We start from the raw sequence: 19,161 nt of genomic DNA on the forward strand, positions 1-19,161 counted from the left end.
AGTCTGCCTTTGCCAACCTGCGAGCGTCCATAACAACAAAAGAAAATCCTCCATGAGCGCACTCAACCGTTTCAGCGGCCTGCTGTTGGCCGCCGCCCTACCTTTGACTGCCCTGGCTGACCTGCCGCCGGAAACCATCCAGCCCTCGATCAATGCCGAGCTGGCCGAACACACCAAGGTGTTCAACAAGCAAATCTACAAAGTCACCGACACCGTTTACTCGGCCGTGGGCTGGAGCATCGCCAACAGCGTGATGGTGATCGCCCCCGAAGGCCTGATCATTTTCGACACCGGCGAGTCGCCGGAAGAGTCGGCCAAGGTATTTGCCGAGTTCCGCAAAATCACCGACAAACCCGTCAAGGCCATCGTCTACAGCCACTTCCACCCCGACCACATCAACGGCGTGAAAGGGTTCGTCACTGAAGAACAGGTGAAGAGCGGCGAGGTGCAGATCTACGCCCACGAAACCCTGCTCGATAACGTGGTGACCCAAGGCGCGCTGGTCGGGCCGATTCTGGCCATGCGTTCGGCCTACACCTTTGGCGCGGCGCTGAATGCCGCCGACCGCAAAGATATGAACGGCGGCATCGGCCCGATTGCCGTGGGCGGGCAGAGCACGTTTATTGCGCCGACCATCACCTTCAAAGACAAACTCGACACCACTATCGCCGGCCTGCCGGTGCAATTCCGTTGGGCACCGAGCGAGGCGCCGGACGAGATCGTCATGTACATCCCCAGCAGCGGCGTATTGCTCAGTGCTGAAGTGGACCAGGGCCCGACCCTGCCGAATATCCACACCCTGCGCGGCGCCAAATTCCGCGACCCGGTGGCGTGGGTGAACAGCCTGGATCTGCTGCGCGACTTCCATGCCCAGTACATGGTGCCGTCCCACGGTCGCCCGGTAACTGGTGCCGACCAGGTGGAAGAAGTGCTGCGCATGACCCGCGACGGCATCGCCTATATCCACGACCAGACCGTGCGCTGGATGAACAAAGGCCTGACCCCCGACGAGTTGGTCGAAAAAGTGCAACTGCCGCCGCACCTGGCCGGCTACACCCCGTACCTGCGTGAGTACTACGGCACCGTAAAACACAGCGTGCGGCAGATTTACGAAGGCTACCTGGGCTGGTTTAAAGGCGACCCGGTGGACCTCAACCCGATTCCACCGGTGGAAAAAGCCACCCGTATGGTCGAGCTGATGGGCGGCCACGACAAAGTGCTGCTGGCCGCTGGCGACGCTTACCTGAAAGGCGATTACCAATGGGCCGCGGAGCTCGCCACCTACGTGATTCGCATCGACCACGGCGACAAACTGGCCCGCGATATCAAAGCCCGCAGCTTCCGCAAACTGGGCTACGCGCAGATGAACATCAACTGGCGCAACTGGTACCTGATGAGCGCCATGGAGCTCGAAGGCACCCTGGGTGAAGAGCAATTGGCGGAGATGGCCAAGCGCCTGCGCGGCACGTTCCTCTCGCCAGACATGCTGAAAAACCTGCCGGTGAAAGTGTTCCTGCAGAACTGGGTGACCCGTGTAGACCCGGACAAAGCCAACGACGTGAACCTGACCCTGGGCTTTGTGTTCCCCGATATCAACGAGCAATGGGCCCTGGAAGTGCGCCGTGGCGTGGTGCAGTTGCACCCCGGTATTCCTGAAGGCACCACACTGAAACTGACCCTCGACAAAACCTACCTGGACACCGTCATCAGCGGCCAGAACAGCCTGCTCAAGGGCGCCGTACTGGGCGATGTGAAAGTCGACGGCAGCTTGCTGGACATCAAAACCTTCCTCGGCTGCTTCGATTTTTCCGATAGCCCCATCAACCTGACGGTGCGTTGAAATGCTGAGGTCTCGTCTCTGGTTCAAAGCCTTGATGACGTTGGTTGTGCTGGTGCTGCTGGCAGCCGCTGTGCTGTTCAGCCAGCGCCAGACCATCCGTGATGCGGCCGAAGGCTATGTGTTTGGTTACCCGCTGGTGATCACCGAAATCACCCGCGACGCTTTCAATCACAGCCTGGCGCCGCTGCAGCATTTGGTGCATGTGCAGAAGTTTCCCGACGCACACTTTCGCGAAATCGTGCGGCCCAATGTCGACACCCTGTACTCGGTGGCGTGGCTGGACCTGAGCGAGCAGGCGCTGGTGTTCGAGATGCCGGCGACCGAACGCTACAACGTGATGCAGTTTCTCGATGCGTGGACCAACGTCTACGCCTCGTTAGGCCCGCGCACCACGGGGCAGGGCGCCGGTACGTATCTGCTGGTGGGGCCGACCTGGAAAGGCGAGGTGCCCGCCGGCATGCAGCTGTTGCGTGCGCCGACGGCCATCGCCTGGCTTTTGGGGCGCCTGCAAACCAATGGCGTGGCCGACTACGACACCGTGCACGGCATTCAGCAGCACATCACGCTCACCCCGTTGAGCGACTGGCAGCAGGGCAAGCGCAGTGAATCGCAGGTGCCGCCGGCGCACAAAGGCGAGGCCGCCACGCCGCCGCTGTACCAGATGCGCGCGATGGCTAACCGCGACTTCTTCCAGCGTCTGGCGCGGTTGATGGTCAGCAATCCGCCGTCGGCCACCGTCGACCAGGCCGCGCTGCAAGGCTTGGCGCGTCTGGGCGTGCAGCCGGGGCAGGAAGTGCCGAGCTGGGGTTGGTTGCAACAGCGTGCCGTGGCCCTCGGTATCTGGTTGGCTGAACACAAGCTGCAAGAAGCGATTGCCCATCCCCCCGTGCTGAAAGCCGGCTGGCGCGTGCCGCCGGCGCAGGTCGGCCGTTACGGCAGTGAATACGGCTTGCGGGCGGCGGTGGCCATGGCCGGTTTCGGCGCCAACCTGGCCGAAGACGCCATCTACCCCAACGCGTTGCAAGACGCCGACGGTAAAGCGCTGCAAGGCGGCCAACGCTACCGCCTGCACTTTGCCGCCGGGCAACTGCCGCCGGTGCGCGCGTTCTGGTCGGTGACGGTGTACGACGCCGATGGTTATCTGGTGGACAACCCGCTGAACCGCTACGCGCTAGGCGACCGCGATGCCCTCAAACGCAACGCCGACGGCTCGCTGGATATCTACCTGCAAGCCGACGCACCGGCCGGCGAGTGGCAAGGCAACTGGCTGCCGATTCCCAAGGAGGGTGGCTTTGCGTTGACCGCGCGTTTGTATTGGCCTGAAGCGTCGATTTTGTCCGGCAAGTGGAATATGCCGGCGATTGAACGGGTGCCGTGAGCCACCCAAAAGTGCGGGGAGGTGGAAAAGATCAGCCGTCACACTGACGGCTGATCCCACAACAAGGAACACCCATGCACCTGATGTCCTTCCTCAAAGGTGCCCTCGCCATGTTCTGGCTGATGGCCCTGCTCAATATCATCTATCCCTTTGGCGAACCCCTGCACCGGCCGTTGTTGTTGCTGACTGGCGTGTTGTTGGCTGCCCACGTGGGCGAAGCGCTGCTGTTCAACAGCCGCCTCAAGCGCCAGGCGTTTCCGTGGCTGGAGCGGGTGCAGGTGTTGTTGTTCGGGTTTTTGCATTTGCGTGGGCTGGCGCGGTAAAGCGTGCCCTCACCCCCAGCCCTTCTCCCGCAGGCGGGCGAGGGGAGTGAAGTGGTCAACTAAAACTAGACACCGGTTTAGGTTTAACCAGCCAGCGCTTCGCGCGCTGCTGGTGTTTGGTATTCGTTGTAGCTGTGTGGGCGTTGATGGTTGTAGTACTCGGTGATGTAACGCAGAACATCGCGCTCGGCCAACTCCTGCGTTGTATACCCCAACGAAGGGATCCATTCTGACTTGAGGCTCCTGAAGAAACGCTCCATAGGTGCGTTATCCCAGCAGTTACCCCGCCGACTCATGCTCTGGCGAATCTGATAACTCCAAAGCAATTGGCGAAACGCCAGGCTGCTGTAATGGCTGCCCTGGTCAGAGTGAAAAAGCAGTCCTTGAGGGCATCCGCGAGCCTCAAAGGCGACGCGCAAAGCGCGTTTCGTAAGCTGCGAGTCCGCCCGATCAGAGATGGCCCAGCCGACAATTCGTCGTGCATGTAGATCCATTACAACCGCCAGATAGATCCAGCGCGCGCCAGCCCAGAGGTAAGTCACGTCGCCGCACCACACTTGGTTTGGCTTGCTGGTGGTGAACTGGCGATTCAGTTCATTGGTGGCAATAACGCTTTCACCGTCTGCTTGACGGTACTTATGGCGGCGATGTTGAGTACTGAACAAACCGGCTTCCTGCATCAAACGCCCAGCGAGAAAACGCCCAACCTTAAATCCCTCTTTGCGCAAGGCCGCCGAAAGACTCCTCGCGCCCGCAGATCGCCGGCTTTGAGCATGCAATGTCATTGCACGCTGGCGCAAAAGATCACGCTGCAACGACTCCTTTTTGCGGCTCTGACGCTCAGCATAGAGGCTGCTGCGGTTCACTTCGAACAAGCGACAAAGCAGTGCACAAGGGTATTGCTCGCCCAATGCCTCGACCAGGTGAACTAGTCGAGCGCGCCCGACATCAAGAGAGCGGTAGCCTTTTTTAGAATCTCTTTCTCCTGCTCCAAGCGGCGAACCTGCTTTTCCAGATCCTGAATGCGCCGCTGCTCAGGCGTCAGAGCCTTGCTGCGCTCAGGTGTTCGGCCGTTGCGCTCAAGCGTTAATTGTTCGACCCAACGGCGCATGGCCGTTTCTCCCACACCCATCGCCTTGCAGGCTGCCGGTACTGAGTAGCCCTGGTCCACAACCAGACCCGCTGCTTCCAGTTTGAATTCCGAACTAAACACTCTTCTGTTCATATCCACCTCTGCTGTGGGCGAATCTTAACGCCCTATCGAGGTGTCCAGAATCATTAGGCCACTTCAGAGTCAATGCGCGCGCGGTTCAGTCCCCTCGCCCCAGCGGGGAGAGGGCTAGGGAGAGGGGGGATCGCACAGGCGCCGTGATATTGGTTTGTGCCGAAAATTGCTGCCTCACCCCCAGCCCCTCTCCCGCAAGCGGGAGAGGGGGGCTAATCACAACCGCCCATCCGCCGCCACCTGCATAAACGCCGGATCAAACCGCAATTTGATATTCGCCGGGCTCCCCACCACCACGCCGTTGGCAAACGAAATACCAATGCTCTGCGCGCTGGTGGCTTTGCCGAGCATGTCGTGGCTAAACGCAAGGCGCTTATGCGCTCCATGGCCGCCGGCAGAGCGGGGCTTTCGGCAAAGGTTACGGCGCTGCGGGGGGAGTAGAACGAGCGGTTTTTACGGCGCTGGGCGTCGTAGTCTTCCGGCGCCATTCCCGCACCTTTGGCCATGGCGCTGAGGGTAGCGACGCCTTTGTCGTCCGGGGCGCGCATCCGTTGCATGGTTTCAAACCACGCCCCGGTGAGTGCCCGGCCCAGCGCCGGGTTGGCGAGCAGGGTGTCGGTGTTCACCGCCAGCAGTTGGACGATTTCCCCGGAATCCGGTGCGAGCTGAATACCAACGTGTTGTCGCCGGCGGCCTTGAGCTGCGCCAACGTCGGGTTCCAGGCGGCAACCGCAGCGATATCGCCAGCGCCATAAGCGGCCAGCAGATCGCCCTCGGCGGTGGGCGTTACCGTCACATCCTCTTCGCTCAATTGCACCGACTCCAACGCACGCACCAGCAGATAATGCGCCACTGAGTTTTTTGCCAGGTGCACGTCCTTGCCCCGCAGGTCTTGCGCGCGCAGGTTTTTGCCGCGCAGCAGAATGCCGTCGTTGCCTGCCGAGAAGTTGTTGATAAGCAGCGCCGTGGTATCGATCCCGGCGGCGGCCGGCAGCGTAAGGGCCTGCAGGTTATTCATGGTGCAGCCATCGAACTGGCCGGCGGTGGTATTGCTTGACGGCATCGGTGGCGTCGTCGACACGCACCATATCAATGCTGATGCGGTACTTCCTGGCCCATTTGGCAACGATCTTCTGCTGCGCGGCATAGCCCCACGGCAACGCGCCCACGTCGTTGCTCCAGCACACCCTGAACTGATCGCGGGCCAAGGCGCTGGTGCTACTGCCCAGCAGCACAAAAAAGGCGATGGCCATAAAACGGGAAAGGCGCATGCAAGGCTCCAGCAGAGGGCAAAGGGGTGGCGCCGCGAGCTTATCCCAGAGCGTCGGCGTGCGTTGTTTGTGTCGACAAAATTGAGAACCGTGCTTACCTCTGTAAGCAAAATTCCAATCCAGCACAGCCATCCAATGCGCCGTCATATTCCGGGCGGATAGTGGGCAGTGACAAAGATTCTTGTCTTTCTACTCGATGAAACACGGACTCTTCAGGAGAGCGCTATGAGCACGTTCCAAACCAAAGACGGCACCGAGATCTACTTCAAGGATTGGGGCAGCGGCAAGCCCGTGTTGTTCAGCCACGGCTGGCCGTTGGACGCCGATATGTGGGAATACCAGATGGAGTATCTGAGCTCGCGCGGCTACCGCACCATCGCCTTTGACCGCCGTGGTTTCGGCCGCTCCAGCCAGCCATGGACCGGTTACGACTACGACACCTTCGCCGACGATATCGCCCAGCTGATCGAACACCTCGACCTCAAGGACGTGACCCTAGTGGGCTTTTCCATGGGCGGCGGTGACGTCAGCCGTTACATCGGTAAATACGGCACTGCCCGTGTAGCCAAGCTGGTGCTGCTAGGCGCGGTCACGCCGATTTTCGGCAAGGCGGCGGACTTCCCTGAAGGCGTCGATCTATCGGTGTTCACCGGTATCAAAGCCGGCCTGTTGAAAGACCGCGCGCAATTTATCGCCGACTTTTCCACACCGTTCTACGGCATCAACCAGGGCCAGGTCGTGTCTGACGGCGTGCTCACGCAAACCCTGAATATCGCCTTGCTGGCATCTCTCAAAGGCACCGTGGATTGCGTGACCGCGTTTGCCGAAACCGACTTCCGTGGCGACCTGGCCAAGGTGGATGTGCCGACTCTGGTAATCCATGGCGACGGCGACCAGATCGTGCCGTTCGAAACCACCGGCAAGCTGGCAGCGCAGTTGATCAAGGGCGCGCAGTTGAAGGTGTACAAGGGCGCGCCGCATGGTTTTGCCGTAACCCATGCGCAGGAGCTGAATGAAGATTTGTTGAGCTTTATTGCCGAGTGATTTTTGCCTGACGCGAGATTCTGGATTCCCGCCCGCGCGGGAATGACGGGGATGTAACGGATCACTCCGTCATCCCCGCGCAGGCGGGGATCCAGACTCTTTCAGGTGCCGACGTTTTGGGTTACAACACCGTCCCCCTTCACGGAAGAACCCCCATGCCCTTCGACTGGCACGCCGACCCCATCACCGGGCAAACCCCGCTAGACAAAAACTACCGCTCCACGCAAAACGTCCGCCGGTTTATGACCGAGCAATGCGGCACCCATTTCAAACTCCCCGCGACTTCATGGCCTGGATCCGCAGTGGCGAACCGCAGACCATGGGTGACGTCGCCGCCGAGTGGACCCGTCGTCACGGCCAGGCTTAGAACCGCCAGGTCGCACCCCGCCGATGATATGCAGCGCACTGTTGCGGTATTCGCCGGACACCGTGTTGCCGTTGTTCTTGCTCTGCTCGACTTCCATATTGCCCAGCCACACCAGCGTGTAGTTGAGGTTCAGCGACAGCTCCTCATCCACCTTGTAGTTAAGCCCGTGGCCAGGCGCCAGGTTTCGTTCATGGGGTTGTCCACGGTGCGGTCCTTGTCGTCCACCGCCGAGCTGTCGTAGCCCACGCCCATGTTCCAGCGCAGTGCAGGGCTGATCTGGTTCTGAGCGCCGACCGAAAAATGCCAGGTGTCTTTGTACTGACGGTCGACCGAGCGCGAGATATCGCTACGGGCAGTATCGATGTCCACGCCGATGTCGCCGAACTCGCTCCAGTCCTGCCAGTTTGCCGAAGCCAGCAGCGTCCACTGTGGGTCGAGCTGGTGGGCAACGCTCACGGTGGCGGTTTGTGGAATGGTCATGTCCAGTTCCAGGTCATCGACGTTGATCTGCCGCAGCACCAGATTGAGCAGCGGGTTGTCGATGTGTTTGAGCTCCAGGCTGTCCTTGAACTCCAGGTCGACCTTGCTGGTGTAGGTGGCGCCCAGCACGGTGCTTGGGCTTAGCTGATAGCGGACGCCGACATTCGCGCCGTAGCCCACATCGGTGTCTTTGAACCGCGCCTGCCCATCCTGAAAATCATTGCCTGGCAGCAGGTTCTGGTTGATGGCGATTTCGGTGCGGTAGTAGCCATACACCAGACGTGGGCCGATGCCGACGGAAAGGTCATCGTTGATTTTGTACGCGTAGGTGGGCTGCAGCGAGATGCCGAGAATCGTCGACTCCTGGGTGAAATAACGCCCGGCCCAGTCGTCGTCATAGTCCACGCTCAGGCCGAAGTTGCCGTACATACCGAAGCCAATACTGGAGCGGTCATCCAACTGGTGGCTGATAAAAAAGCTCGAGCCCGGCAGAAAGGGCAGGGGGTTGCCGCCTTCGTTGCCGGAGATGTTATTGCCGCTGTCACGGGAAAATGCAGGTCGCCAAGTACCGCCTGGCCAGTGAGGGTGACCTGGGTGCCACTCAGGGCACTGATGCCGGCCGGGTTACTCATCAGCACGCTGGGGTCGGTCGCCAGAGCGGCGGCGCCGGCATTGGCCAGCCCAGCGCCTTCCTGGCCGGCTTCGTAGAGTTGAATGCCGCCGGCAAAGCTGGTGCCGGTATAGCTGGCAAGGGCCAGCGCGAGCAGAGTGTGGTTGCGATTCATCAAACACGTCCTTGGTAATCTGATAGGCCCCCTTCAAAGTAGAGCAGTGCTGCGGGTTATGCCGGCCTTCGGTCGAATGTGTGCCGCCGTTAAACTTCATCTTGAAACCCACCATCACGTCATACCCGTGGGCATCGCCGTCGAAGCTCTGCTGGTAGCCCGCCGACACGGTAAAAGTGGTGCGCCGATCAGCCTGGTAATCCACACCCAGATTCAGCTCGCCGGTGGTGCCGCTGAAGTCTGAGTGGAACGGCACATAGCCGGTCTCGGAAGAAAATTCGGTGTTCGGCTTGGCCCGGAACTCATGCCAGATGCTCGGCCGTATCCAGCCGTTGGTGCGGCGCAGCGGTTCGTTGGGCTGCTGGTCGAACCAGTCCTTGGCGATGCGCACACCGAGGCGGCCGATCAGAGAGTCGACGTCCTCGAAGCGCACATGGGCGCCTTCGTCCTTGGCGTCATTGAGGTCGACGTAGCTGTAAATCACCTGGGCCTGCGGCTCGATATACAGGTCTTTGTCGGCTTCCATCGGGTAGCCGGTTTCCAGGGACAACGTGTAACCCCAGCCCTCGGTATCGAAGTGGGTCAGGTTATTCGGCCGCGCCTTGATATCGAAATGGTTGAGCTGCGCCACGCCATCCACGTACCAGCCGTCGGTGTCGAAGTAGGTCCAGTAGCCGCCCAGGCTGTAGCCACGCAAGGAGTCGTCACCAGCATTGAGGCCACGTTCGTGTTTGACGCCCGCATCCAGATGGCCGCTGGCGATGGACAGACCGGCTTGCTGATGGCTGCCATCGTTGCTGGTTTTGCGGTAAAGGTCGGCGCCGAGCTGGAACGCGGTGAGGTCATAGTTATATTCCGGAGTTCGGCCGGTGAGGGTCTGGTGATCGGCCTCTTGCTTGCCGCTGCGGTAGATCACTCGGCCCCAGCCCAGCGACGGGCCATAGGTTTTCGGGCGGCAGTGGCTCATCGGGGTTTAGCCGCTCTTCGCCGACTCGCTCGTGCAGCGTGTCGAGCATTGCCCGGCCGTACAGCAGGGTCAGCGCGGGCAGGGCGCCGTACAGCGATACTTCGGGGCGGTAGGCGGGCGTGGGGTCGTCGCCGCCCCCGTCCACACGGGTCGAGCGCAGGAACCAGGTGTCGGTGGCGCTGCCATCTTCGGCGCCGCGCGCCAGGTGATATTCATAGGGGCCGGCTACCACGCGGTGGCCGAGGGTAAAGGCGCTGGCGTCGCTGGCCGCCGCCGAGTTGTTGAGCAGATCGACCACGGCAATGCCGTTGCCTTCGGTGAGCGCGCCCAGGCCTGCGACGTGGCGAATTTGAATACGCGTGGCGCCACCGCTGGTTTGCGTGCTGTCGACCACCAACATATCCGAGCGGCTATTGGCGCCGCCTTCGTTGAGGTCGGTGTTCAGAATCAGGCTGCCGCCGTTGGACACAAATACGCCGCCGCCATCCACCCCGGCCGTTTGCCCGCCGCCTATCACCAGCACATTGCCGACTGCGCGCGCGCCGCCGCTGAGGTCGAGGATGCCGCTATGGGTGAACTGGCTGACGCCTAATATCTGCCCCTGCACTGCGCCGCCGAGCACCGGCGTGTTGGCGCTCTGGCCCAGCGGCAGATATGCGCCGCTGGTGGTGAAGGTTTGAATGCCGGAAGCCGGCTGCGCGGCGAGGCTGATAAGGCCGCTGTTATCGATAGTGTTATCGCCGGCCGTACCCAGGTTATTCACCGCTACGCCCCAAGTGTCGCGCGTGCCGCTGCCGGTGCTGTCGGCAAAGTTACGCAGCACCCAACTGCCGTGGTTGGCAAGACTGGTGGTGGAGGCGGTGGCCGTGATGCTGCCGGTGATTTGCCCGCCGTTATCCAGCGAAGCGGTGCCGCTGCTGCCATTGGCGTCGGCGCGAATGGCGTTGTCGCTCAGGGCGCCAATTGAACCGGTGTTAGTCAGAATTTGCGTCAAGCCCCCGAGCGACACCCCGGTGCTGGTGCCCCAGCCGCCGCTGAGCGCAGCGCTGTTATCCACCTCGGCCGTGCCGCCAACGGTAAGTGCGTCGATAGCGGAGGAGCCGGTGCCACGGCTGGAAATCGCGCCGCTATTGTTCACCAGCAAATCGGCGGCGCCGTTGGCCTCGGCCAGAATGCCCTGGCTATCGGTGGCGCCACGCGTTTCGATGGCGCCGGTGTTGACGATGATCTGCTGGCCCGTGCCACTCAGGGTACGAATGCCGCGCTGCTGGTTGCCACGGGCGAGGAGGCTGCCGCTGTTATTGATGGTGACGCTGCCCACCCCGGTGCCGGCGTTGAACGCCGTGCCAGCCAAAAGGGCCGCGCCCTGACCGTTCACATCGATCAGCGGGCCGGTAAAATTGATGCCCACATCGCCGCCGCCCGTGAGCGCTTGAATACCGAACGAGCCAATGCCCGTGCCATCGCCGCTGCCCTGGTTCGAGTGAGTAATCAGCGTGCCGCCGGCATTCACCTGCACCGTGCTGGTGGCGGATTGGTTGGAGGCGTAGATGGCGTTGGCATTGCCGTTGAAGGTTTCGATGCGGCTGCCGGAATAGTCGACTTGCACATTGCCGACGATGGCGTCCGCCCGAATACCGCCGGCGGCAAAACCGCTGGCCGAGATCGCGCCGCTGTAATCCACACCGATGTTGCCGCCCTCGGCCGTGAGGATGATGCCGTAGGCACGGGTGGTACTCAGGCCGCCCAGCACAGTGAGATTGCCGCTGCCGGACACGTTCACATCGCCAGTGCCGCGCTTGATCACAAAAATCGCGCGCGAGCCGGTGGCGCTGCTGGCGTCGCCCACCTGAATGGCGCCGTTGTTTTCGATGCTGATCGTGCCTAGTGCGCCGACGTTGTCGTTGGCGTAGATGCCGTGGCCGCCACCGCCCGTGGTGGTAATGGCGCCACTGTTGCGCACATCGATGCTGCCGGTGGTGGACAGCGAGCGAATGCCAAAGCCGTTCACTCCGCTGGTGGTGATGGCGCCGCTGTTTTGCAGGCTGGTATCACCCGCGCCGCCTTCGGTCATGATGCCGCTGGCGTTCATGCCCACGCCTTGAATGGTGGCGGCCGTCACCACGGTGGTATTGCCGTTTACCGCCCTGGTATGCACGCCGGCATGGTTGCCGGCGCCGGCCGTGGGGTCGGTGTCGTCGATTATGGGGGCGCCAGCGGAAGCGGGGTCGGTGGTGTCGGTGACAAAACTCACGCCGCTGCCCACCTGCGCGGTGATGGCGCCGGTGCCGGTTGCTTTCAGCCAGATACCGTTGCCGCCAAAGGTGGTGATCAGGCCGCTGCCGTTGTGCTGCAGGTTGATATCGCCGCCGCCGTTGGCGCTGATGTCGATGCCATCGTGTTCGGTGCCGGTGACCTGGCTGCGGATGTCCAGGGTGCTACCGGCGGCTACCGTCACCGTGGAGGTGCCGGAGTTGGCATTGGTGATGCCGATGGCGTCCTGAATATTGCCGGCGCCAGTAATCGAGTTGGCGCCACTGAGCAGGCTGATGGCCGCGTTGCCGGTGCCCGCGCCGGTGATCTGCGCCAACACGGCGGTGAAAACGTACCCGCTGGCGGGGTGCTGGTAATGCTGGTGCCGCTCAGGGAGATACTGGTGTTGGCACTCTGTGCCCGGCTGAAAATGGCCTGAGCGGCGGTGGTGATAATGCTGGTGGGCGCCTGGGTGTTGATGCTTGCATCCACGGTTGCGCCCGGCGTACAGCTTTGCGTGACGGTGTAGCTGCCGGCCGCAAGAGGGCCGCAGGCGGCGTTAACCTCGCTGCTGGCTAGCAGCACAACAGCGAGCCACAGCGGGTTATGCGAGAAAGAAAATAATGGCTTGGCCGGTGCACGAACCGATAGCGGTGCCATGGGTACCTCCGTGTCAATCTGCGTCCATTCGCCAGCAGCAAAGCCGGCGGGCTCTAGGCTCAAGACCAACACGCGGGTACACGTCCGTTGTGACTACAGGCCATACCCGCGGCGGCGGGCTGAGTCCTTTGGTATCCAGACTGTAGACGAATGTCTGGTTTTGGATACGTGCCGCCGGGCCGCCCATTTAAGTTTGAGCTTTTTGTTGTATTCAAAATAATCTAGCGCCATGACTGGAAGGGCTCTATCGAGCCAGGGGAGCGCGCAGTGAATGCCATATCGAAAGAAGCCGTTGGCCAGCACTACAGCGTGCAGGCCATGCAACACGCGCAGCAGATGACCTGGCGCGTTATTGAACAGATCGCCGCGCAGATTCGACCGGGCTTGCGTGAGTCCCAAGCGCAGCTCATCGCCAAGCAGGTGTTGGCTGATATCGGCATGCAGCGCATCTGGCATCCCGTGCTGATCCGCTTCGGCGCCAACACCCTGAAACCTTCAAGCAGCGCTCCGTCGGCGACCCTGTGCTTGGCACCAACGACATATTTTTTATCGATCTGGGCGTGGTGTTCGGCGGCCATGAGGGCGATGCCGGCGCCACCTTTACCACCGGTTCCGATCCCGATATGCAGGCCTGCGCTGCCGCCGCGAAAACTTTGTTCGACCGCGTGCGCGTGCACTGGCGAACCGGTGGGGTCAGCGGCCAGCAGCTCTACGACTTTGCCGAAGCCCAGGCGCACGAAATGGGCTGGGTGCTGAACCTGGACATCAAAGGCCATCGCGTCAGCGACTTCCCCCATGCCATTTACCGCGCCGGCGACTTGGGCGATTTCGCCGAGACGCCGAGCCGTGGCCTGTGGATTCTGGAGATCCAATTGGCCCACCCGACGCGGCCGTTTGGTTCGTTCTACGAAGATTTGTTGGTTTGAGGGCGCGGTAGACTCCGACGGGGTGGTTACCGTGGATGGCGGCGCCCATGAAGGCGTCGCCCTCTATTCTCGGCGCTCCGGTCAGCAGCGACGCTGTTAGAGCAACACCCCATTCACCGGCTGCAACGCCTCTGGCGCCTCTTCCCCCAACATCTCCAACACCGCAATCTCATGCCCGCGGCACATCGCGTCCAGCGGCAAATCATTGGGCTGGGTATCAAACGGATCGGCAATCTGATCGCCCAACGCATCCAACCCGAAAAACGTATACGCCAACACGCACACCGCAAACGGGGTAAACCAGCCGATGCTGTCCACCAGACAGAACGGCAGCAAAAAGCAGTACAGGTGCACGATGCGGTGCAGCATCAAAATGTAGGGGTAGGGGATGGGCGTGTTCTTGATGCGCTCGCAGCCGCCGACCACATACGTCATGCGCGTAAGTTGTTCATCCAGATGCACCTGCACCATATCGCTGGCGTCGCTTTGCCGGGCCAGGGCCATGGTGCGTTCGCCGAGTTGATGCACCAGAGCGCCCGGCGGGCTTTGTTTGCCAGCGAGGGTTTCGCGGGTGGCGTCATCCAGCAGGCGCAGCAGTTCTTCGCTGGGCCCGGTGCGGCGCAGAAAATCCTTGAGCGTGTAACCCACGCCAATCAACAGATTGAGCAATTGCCGGCGCTCGCTATCGGCCGCCATCGGCAGCAGGGTGAGAATCTGCCGGGTCAGGTTGCGGGTCACGATCGACAACTCGCCCCACAACGTACGGGCCTCCCAGAACCGCTGGTACGCCACCGTATTACGAAAGCCCAGGCAGATCGCCAGCGTCAGGCCCCACAACGTAAACGGCGTGGCCGTGAGCACCACCTTGAAGTGATACAGCGTGCCGTGGGTGGCCACCACCAGCGAACTGATCAGCACGGTGAACAGCACCTTGCGCCAGATCGCCGTGATGATCGAACCCTTGAGCGAAAACAGCAGCACAAAGGCGGACGGGTTCTGCGGGCGGGTAATCATGCGCGGCCTCGGGCAACTGAGCGTGGCCGGATTCTGCGCCATCGGCCACCCGGCTTGCCACTCTTCCTCTGCCGCGTGCTTGAGGCAGAATAGGCGCCTTGCCACTGCCAACCCCAATCGAGGCCAGCATGATCGAAGTCACCGAGGTATCCATCAGCGAGCTGCGTGCCGCGCTTGAAACCGGGCGCACCACCGCCGTAGAACTGGTGCAGGCCTACCTCGCACGCATCGACGCCTACGACGGTGCCCTCAACGCCGTGGTCGTACGCAACCCCGACGCCCTGCAAGAAGCCGAAGCCGCCGACGCCCGCCGCGCCCAGGGCAAAGTGCTTGGCCCGTTGGACGGCATTCCCTATACCGCCAAAGACAGCTACCTGGTCAAAGGCCTGACCGCCGCTTCTGGCAGCCCGGCCTTCGTCAACCTGGTCGCCCACCGTGACGCATTCACCATCGAACGCCTGCGCGCCGCCGGCGCCATCTGCCTGGGTAAAACCAATATGCCGCCGATGGCCAACGGCGGCATGCAGCGCGGCGTGTATGGCCGCGCTGAAAGCCCGTACAACGCCGACTACCTCACTGCGCCATTCGCCTCCGGTTCCTCCAACGGTGCCGGCACCGCCACGGCGGCAAGCTTTGCCGCGTTTGGTCTGGCGGAAGAAACCTGGTCCAGCGGCCGTGGCCCGGCCTCCAACAACGGCCTGTGCGCCTACACGCCGTCACGCGGGGTGATTTCCGTACGCGGCAACTGGCCGCTGACGCCGACCATGGACGTGGTCGTGCCGTACGCGCGCACCATGGCCGACCTGCTCGAAGTGCTCGACCAGGTGGTGGCTGAAGACCCCGACACCCGTGGCGACCTCTGGCGCCTGCAACCCTGGGTGCCGATCCCCAGCGTGGCCGACGTACGCCCGGCGTCCTACCTGGACCTCGCCGCCACCCCGCAAGCCCTGGCCGGCAAACGCCTCGGCGTGCCGCGCATGTTTATCAACGCCGACCCAGAGGCCGGTACCAGTGAAAACCCCGGCATCGGCGGCCCGACCGGCCAGCGCATCATCACCCGCGACTCGGTGATCGACCTCTGGCAGCAAGCGCGCAAAGCCCTGGAAGCCGCCGGTGCTGAGGTGGTGGAAGTGGACTTCCCGCTAGTGTCCAACTGCGAAGGCGACCGCCCTGGCGCGCCGACCGTATTCAACCGTGGCCTGGTGTCGCCGGAATTTCTCAACCACGAACTCTGGGACCTGTCCGCCTGGGCCTTCGACGACTTTCTGCAAGCCAACGGCGACCCCAAACTCAACCGTTTGGTCGACGTAGAAGGTCTGAAAATCTTCCCCCACGACCCCGGCACCTTGCCCAACCGCGAGGGTGACCTGGCCGCTGGTATGGACGAATACGTGCGCATGGCCGAGCGCGGCATCACCCCATGGGACCAGATTCCTACCCTGGCCGACGGCCTGCGCGGCCTGGAGAAAACCCGGCGTCTGGACCTGGAAGACTGGATGGACAACCTCGGCCTCGACGCCGTGTTGTTCCCGACTGTGGCCGATGTGGGCCCGGCGGATGCCGACGTGAACCCGGCCTCGGCGGATATCGCCTGGAGCAACGGCATCTGGGTAGCCAACGGCAACCTCGCCATTCGCCACCTAGGCGTACCGACCGTGACCGTGCCGATGGGCGTGATGGCGGATATTGGTATGCCCGTTGGGCTGACGTTTGCCGGGCGGGCTTACGATGATTCGGCGTTACTGCGGTTGGCTTCGGCGTATGAGGCGACCGGCAGCAAACGGCTGATTCCGCCGCGCACGCCGGTGTTGTAGGCGCTAGCTGCTGGCGAACCCTGCAAACACCGGTCACGAATTTCGTTTTCAGGGTTCGCTAGCAAGCTAGCTCCTACAGGCGCAGTGCGTTGGTTCATTCACGCCATATCACTCTGACTAAACTCCTCGCCCAGAAAATCAATCAACGCCCTTACCGACGGCAACAACCCGCGTCGCGAGGGAAAGATGGCGTGCACAATCCCGCACTTGGGCGTCCAGCCCGGTAGCATCTCCACCAGCGTGCCGGCGGCCAGGTCATCACGCACGGCCACCTTCGGCAAATGCACAATCCCCACCCCCGCCAACGCTGCATCCCGTAACGCGCGCAAGTCGTCGGTCACCATCCGTGGGCGGTGCGCGATCTGCACTGCCGCGCCCTCGGCGTTGAACAGCTCCCACTGATACTCGCGCTGCTGCCCGCCCCAGAACAGGCTCGGCAGGCGGCTCAGTTCGTCTGGCGCATAGCCCACATCCAGGCATTGCGCGTACTGCGGGTGGCCCACCAGGCATTGGGTGCTGTTGGCCAATACCTTCATCACCATGTCGGTGTTTTCCAGTGGCGGAAAGCGCACGCGCAGGGCGATATCGAAGCCTTCGTGCAGCACATCCACCCGGCGGTTGGTGGCTTCCAGCGCCAGCTCCACCAGCGGGTACTTGAGCATATAGCGCGTCAGCATCGGCCCCACCCAGGAGTTCAGCAGGGTAGTGGGGCAGGCCAGGCGGATCAGGCCGCGTGGTTCGCTGCGGTTGCGCTCGATCACCTCGGCGGCGCTTTCGGCTTCCACGCGCATGGCCACGCAGCGTTGGTAATACGCCTGGCCGATTTCGGTCAGCGCGCTGTGCCGGCTGGTGCGCTGCAGCAGGCGCACGCCCAGTCGTTCTTCCAGCTGGGTAATGCGCCGGCTGAGTTTGCTCTTGGGCATATCCAGCGCGCGCCCGGCGGCGGCGAACCCGCCGTGCTCCACCACTTGGGTGAAGTAGTAGAGGGTGTTGAGGTCTTCCAAGATCGTTCTCCAAATAGAACGCTAGAGGCAATTTTCGCAGTCTAGTGCAAAAAGGTGATCGATTTTAATCTTTACCCATGCCGCGACAACACGGCAACGAAGTAAAAAACCTTACGCCCACTACCGGGCACCAAACAGAAAGCGAGGAACGCACCATGACTACTTCTTACAAATACAACCGTCTCGACAAAGACAACGCCGTGGTTCTGCTGGTTGATCACCAGGCTGGTTTGCTCTCCCTGGTTCGCGATATCGAACCGGACAAATTCAAAAACAACGTGCTGGCCGTGGCCGACCTCGCCAAGTTCTTCAAGCTGCCAACCATCCTCACCACCAGCTTTGAAACCGGCCCCAACGGCCCGCTGATGCCAGAACTGAAAGCCATGTTCCCAGAGGCGCCGTACATTGCCCGCCCTGGCCAGATCAACGCCTGGGACAACGAAGACTTCGTTAAAGCCATCAAGGCCACCGGCAAGAAACAACTGATCATCGCCGGCGTAGTAACCGAAGTGTGCGTGGCCTTCCCGGCACTGGCCGCCATCGAAGAAGGGTTCGACGTGTTCGTGGTTACCGACGCTTCCGGCACCTTCAACGAAATGACCCGCGATGCCGCGTGGAACCGCATGTCTGCCGCCGGTGCGCAACTGATGAACTGGTTTGGCGTGGCCTGCGAGCTGCACCGCGACTGGCGCAACGACATCGAAGGCCTGGGCACCCTGTGCGCCAACCACATCCCGGACTACCGCAACCTGTTCACCAGTTACAACGCACTGACCGCCAGCAAGTAATCGGTCAACGCTGGGCACACCGCGTCAAGCCACACCCTGAGCGCTGCAGCATCCTGCTGCAGCCTCACCTCTCATTCGCAAGGACGGACCCGCTCATGAAACTCACCACCCTGTTCAGCAGCCTGGCACTCGCCGTGGCTGTCACCGCAACGGCTCAGGCCGCTACCGCAAAACCTACCATCGTGCTGGTACACGGCGCGTTCGCCGACTCCTCCAGCTGGAATGGCGTGGTCAAGATTCTCGAGCACGACGGCTACACCGTGGTGGCTGCGGCCAACCCGCTACGTAGTTTGAAAGGCGATGCACAATCGGTCACCGAGTTGCTAAAAACCATCCCCAGCCCCGTTGTATTAGTGGGCCATTCGTATGGTGGGCCGGTGATCAGCGAAGCGGCTTATGGTCAGGCCAACGTCAAAGCGCTGGTGTATGTGGCGGCGTTTGCGCCGGATGTGGGTGAGAGTGCTGTGGCGCTCAGTGGCAAGTACCCGGGCGGTACGTTGGGCCCAACCTTGGCGGCGCCCGTGCCGTTGGCAGGTGGAGCGAACGACTTGTATATCCAGCAAGACAAGTTCCCCTCGCAGTTCGCCGCCGACGTACCCAAGGCCGACGCCAAATTGATGGCTGCGACCCAGCGTCCGGTCACCGACGTGGCGCTTAACGAAGCGGCTACTGAGCCGGCGTGGAAAACCATTCCAAGCTGGTGGGTGTATGGCGATGCCGACAAAAACATCCCGCCGCAGGCGATGAAGTTTATGGCTGAGCGGGCGCATGCCAAAGAGACCGTGGTGGTTAAAGGCGCGTCCCATGTGGTGATGATTTCCAACCCTAAAGCCGTGGCTCAGGTGATTGAGAAGGCTGCCAAGGGGCAATAAACCGCTGCATAAAAAAACCGCTGCCTGGTTGGATACGGGCGGCGGTTTTTTTTCGGCGGCATTTAGGCGTTGGGACTGATAACTCGTCTGATCCGAGATTCTGGATCCCAGCCTGCGCTGGGATGACGGTGTTCTAAGCAAAATCCTCCG

The 19,161-nt window shown here is 61.8% G+C and carries 14 protein-coding genes and 4 pseudogenes; 9 read left to right on the forward strand and 9 right to left on the reverse strand.

Annotation, left to right across the window (positions count from 1 at the left end):
• The first annotated feature begins 52 nt into the window (after nucleotides 1-52).
• From AC0V2S_RS16505 to AC0V2S_RS16515, 3 genes are all read left to right on the forward strand, one after another.
• Complete coding sequence (locus AC0V2S_RS16505; protein ID WP_475510679.1) at nucleotides 53-1,840, forward strand: alkyl/aryl-sulfatase; 1,788 nt, start codon at nucleotides 53-55, stop codon at nucleotides 1,838-1,840.
• Nucleotide 1,841: 1 nt separating this feature from the next.
• Nucleotides 1,842-3,218: a DUF1254 domain-containing protein gene (locus AC0V2S_RS16510; RefSeq protein ID WP_475510680.1), complete on the forward strand. Its 1,377-nt coding sequence runs from the start codon at nucleotides 1,842-1,844 to the stop codon at nucleotides 3,216-3,218.
• Between the two features lie 74 nt (nucleotides 3,219-3,292).
• Nucleotides 3,293-3,541 (forward strand): DUF1145 domain-containing protein, encoded by a 249-nt coding sequence (locus AC0V2S_RS16515; RefSeq protein WP_475510681.1) that lies wholly within the window; start codon nucleotides 3,293-3,295, stop codon nucleotides 3,539-3,541.
• Between the two features lie 58 nt (nucleotides 3,542-3,599).
• On the opposite strand, the pseudogene AC0V2S_RS16520 reads toward AC0V2S_RS16515, so the two are convergent.
• The 4 genes and pseudogenes from AC0V2S_RS16520 to AC0V2S_RS16535 form a co-directional block, all read right to left on the reverse strand.
• A pseudogene (locus AC0V2S_RS16520) lies at nucleotides 3,600-4,766 on the reverse strand (IS3 family transposase); the annotation flags it as partial.
• A 216-nt stretch (nucleotides 4,767-4,982) separates the two neighbouring features.
• A complete protein-coding gene (locus tag AC0V2S_RS16525; RefSeq protein ID WP_475510682.1) occupies nucleotides 4,983-5,117 on the reverse strand; it encodes a hypothetical protein in 135 nt (44 codons plus the stop codon).
• Between the two features lie 271 nt (nucleotides 5,118-5,388).
• A complete protein-coding gene (locus tag AC0V2S_RS16530) occupies nucleotides 5,389-5,829 on the reverse strand; it encodes an ABC transporter substrate-binding protein (RefSeq protein ID WP_475510683.1) in 441 nt (146 codons plus the stop codon).
• Nucleotides 5,777-6,037: a hypothetical protein gene (locus AC0V2S_RS16535; RefSeq protein WP_475510684.1), complete on the reverse strand. Its 261-nt coding sequence runs from the start codon at nucleotides 6,035-6,037 to the stop codon at nucleotides 5,777-5,779. The genes AC0V2S_RS16530 and AC0V2S_RS16535 overlap by 53 nt, the downstream gene beginning before the upstream one ends.
• Before the next feature lie 225 nt (nucleotides 6,038-6,262).
• Between AC0V2S_RS16535 and AC0V2S_RS16540 the strand changes: the two genes are divergently transcribed.
• Nucleotides 6,263-7,081 (forward strand): alpha/beta fold hydrolase, encoded by an 819-nt coding sequence (locus AC0V2S_RS16540; protein WP_475510685.1) that lies wholly within the window; start codon nucleotides 6,263-6,265, stop codon nucleotides 7,079-7,081.
• Between the two features lie 155 nt (nucleotides 7,082-7,236).
• A pseudogene (locus AC0V2S_RS16545) lies at nucleotides 7,237-7,448 on the forward strand (DUF6434 domain-containing protein).
• On the opposite strand, the pseudogene AC0V2S_RS16550 reads toward AC0V2S_RS16545, so the two are convergent.
• From AC0V2S_RS16550 to AC0V2S_RS16560, 3 genes and pseudogenes are all read right to left on the reverse strand, one after another.
• A pseudogene (locus AC0V2S_RS16550) lies at nucleotides 7,445-8,644 on the reverse strand (OmpP1/FadL family transporter). The pseudogenes AC0V2S_RS16545 and AC0V2S_RS16550 overlap by 4 nt on opposite strands.
• Entirely contained in the window at nucleotides 8,553-9,680 is a 1,128-nt protein-coding gene (locus AC0V2S_RS16555; RefSeq protein ID WP_475510686.1) for an autotransporter family protein, read from the reverse strand. Before AC0V2S_RS16555 ends, AC0V2S_RS16550 begins: the two are co-directional and overlap by 92 nt.
• Complete coding sequence (locus AC0V2S_RS16560) at nucleotides 9,562-12,273, reverse strand: autotransporter outer membrane beta-barrel domain-containing protein (RefSeq protein WP_475510687.1); 2,712 nt, start codon at nucleotides 12,271-12,273, stop codon at nucleotides 9,562-9,564. Before AC0V2S_RS16560 ends, AC0V2S_RS16555 begins: the two co-directional genes overlap by 119 nt.
• 587 nt (nucleotides 12,274-12,860) lie before the next feature.
• Between AC0V2S_RS16560 and AC0V2S_RS16565 the strand changes: the two are divergent.
• Nucleotides 12,861-13,519 (forward strand): annotated as a pseudogene (locus AC0V2S_RS16565) (M24 family metallopeptidase).
• Nucleotides 13,520-13,615: 96 nt separating this feature from the next.
• Here the strand turns inward: AC0V2S_RS16565 and AC0V2S_RS16570 are convergent.
• Nucleotides 13,616-14,533 (reverse strand): bestrophin family protein, encoded by a 918-nt coding sequence (locus AC0V2S_RS16570; protein WP_475510688.1) that lies wholly within the window; start codon nucleotides 14,531-14,533, stop codon nucleotides 13,616-13,618.
• A gap of 128 nt (nucleotides 14,534-14,661) precedes the next feature.
• Between AC0V2S_RS16570 and AC0V2S_RS16575 the strand changes: the two genes are divergently transcribed.
• Nucleotides 14,662-16,347 carry an amidase gene (locus AC0V2S_RS16575; protein WP_475510689.1) on the forward strand — a complete coding sequence of 562 codons (1,686 nt, stop codon included), beginning with the start codon at nucleotides 14,662-14,664 and terminating at the stop codon, nucleotides 16,345-16,347.
• 98 nt (nucleotides 16,348-16,445) lie between these two features.
• Here AC0V2S_RS16575 and AC0V2S_RS16580 read toward each other — a convergent pair whose 3' ends face one another.
• A complete protein-coding gene (locus AC0V2S_RS16580; RefSeq protein ID WP_475510690.1) occupies nucleotides 16,446-17,351 on the reverse strand; it encodes a LysR family transcriptional regulator in 906 nt (301 codons plus the stop codon).
• 155 nt (nucleotides 17,352-17,506) lie between these two features.
• Between AC0V2S_RS16580 and ycaC the strand changes: the two genes are divergently transcribed.
• The gene (ycaC, locus tag AC0V2S_RS16585; RefSeq protein ID WP_475510691.1) at nucleotides 17,507-18,139 is read left to right on the forward strand and encodes an isochorismate family cysteine hydrolase YcaC; all 633 of its coding nucleotides are present in this window, start codon (nucleotides 17,507-17,509) and stop codon (nucleotides 18,137-18,139) included.
• 95 nt (nucleotides 18,140-18,234) lie between these two features.
• A complete protein-coding gene (locus tag AC0V2S_RS16590; RefSeq protein WP_475510692.1) occupies nucleotides 18,235-19,011 on the forward strand; it encodes an alpha/beta fold hydrolase in 777 nt (258 codons plus the stop codon).
• The last annotated feature ends 150 nt before the right edge of the window (nucleotides 19,012-19,161 follow it).

Source organism: Pseudomonas sp. CC11G, assembly GCF_056174845.1.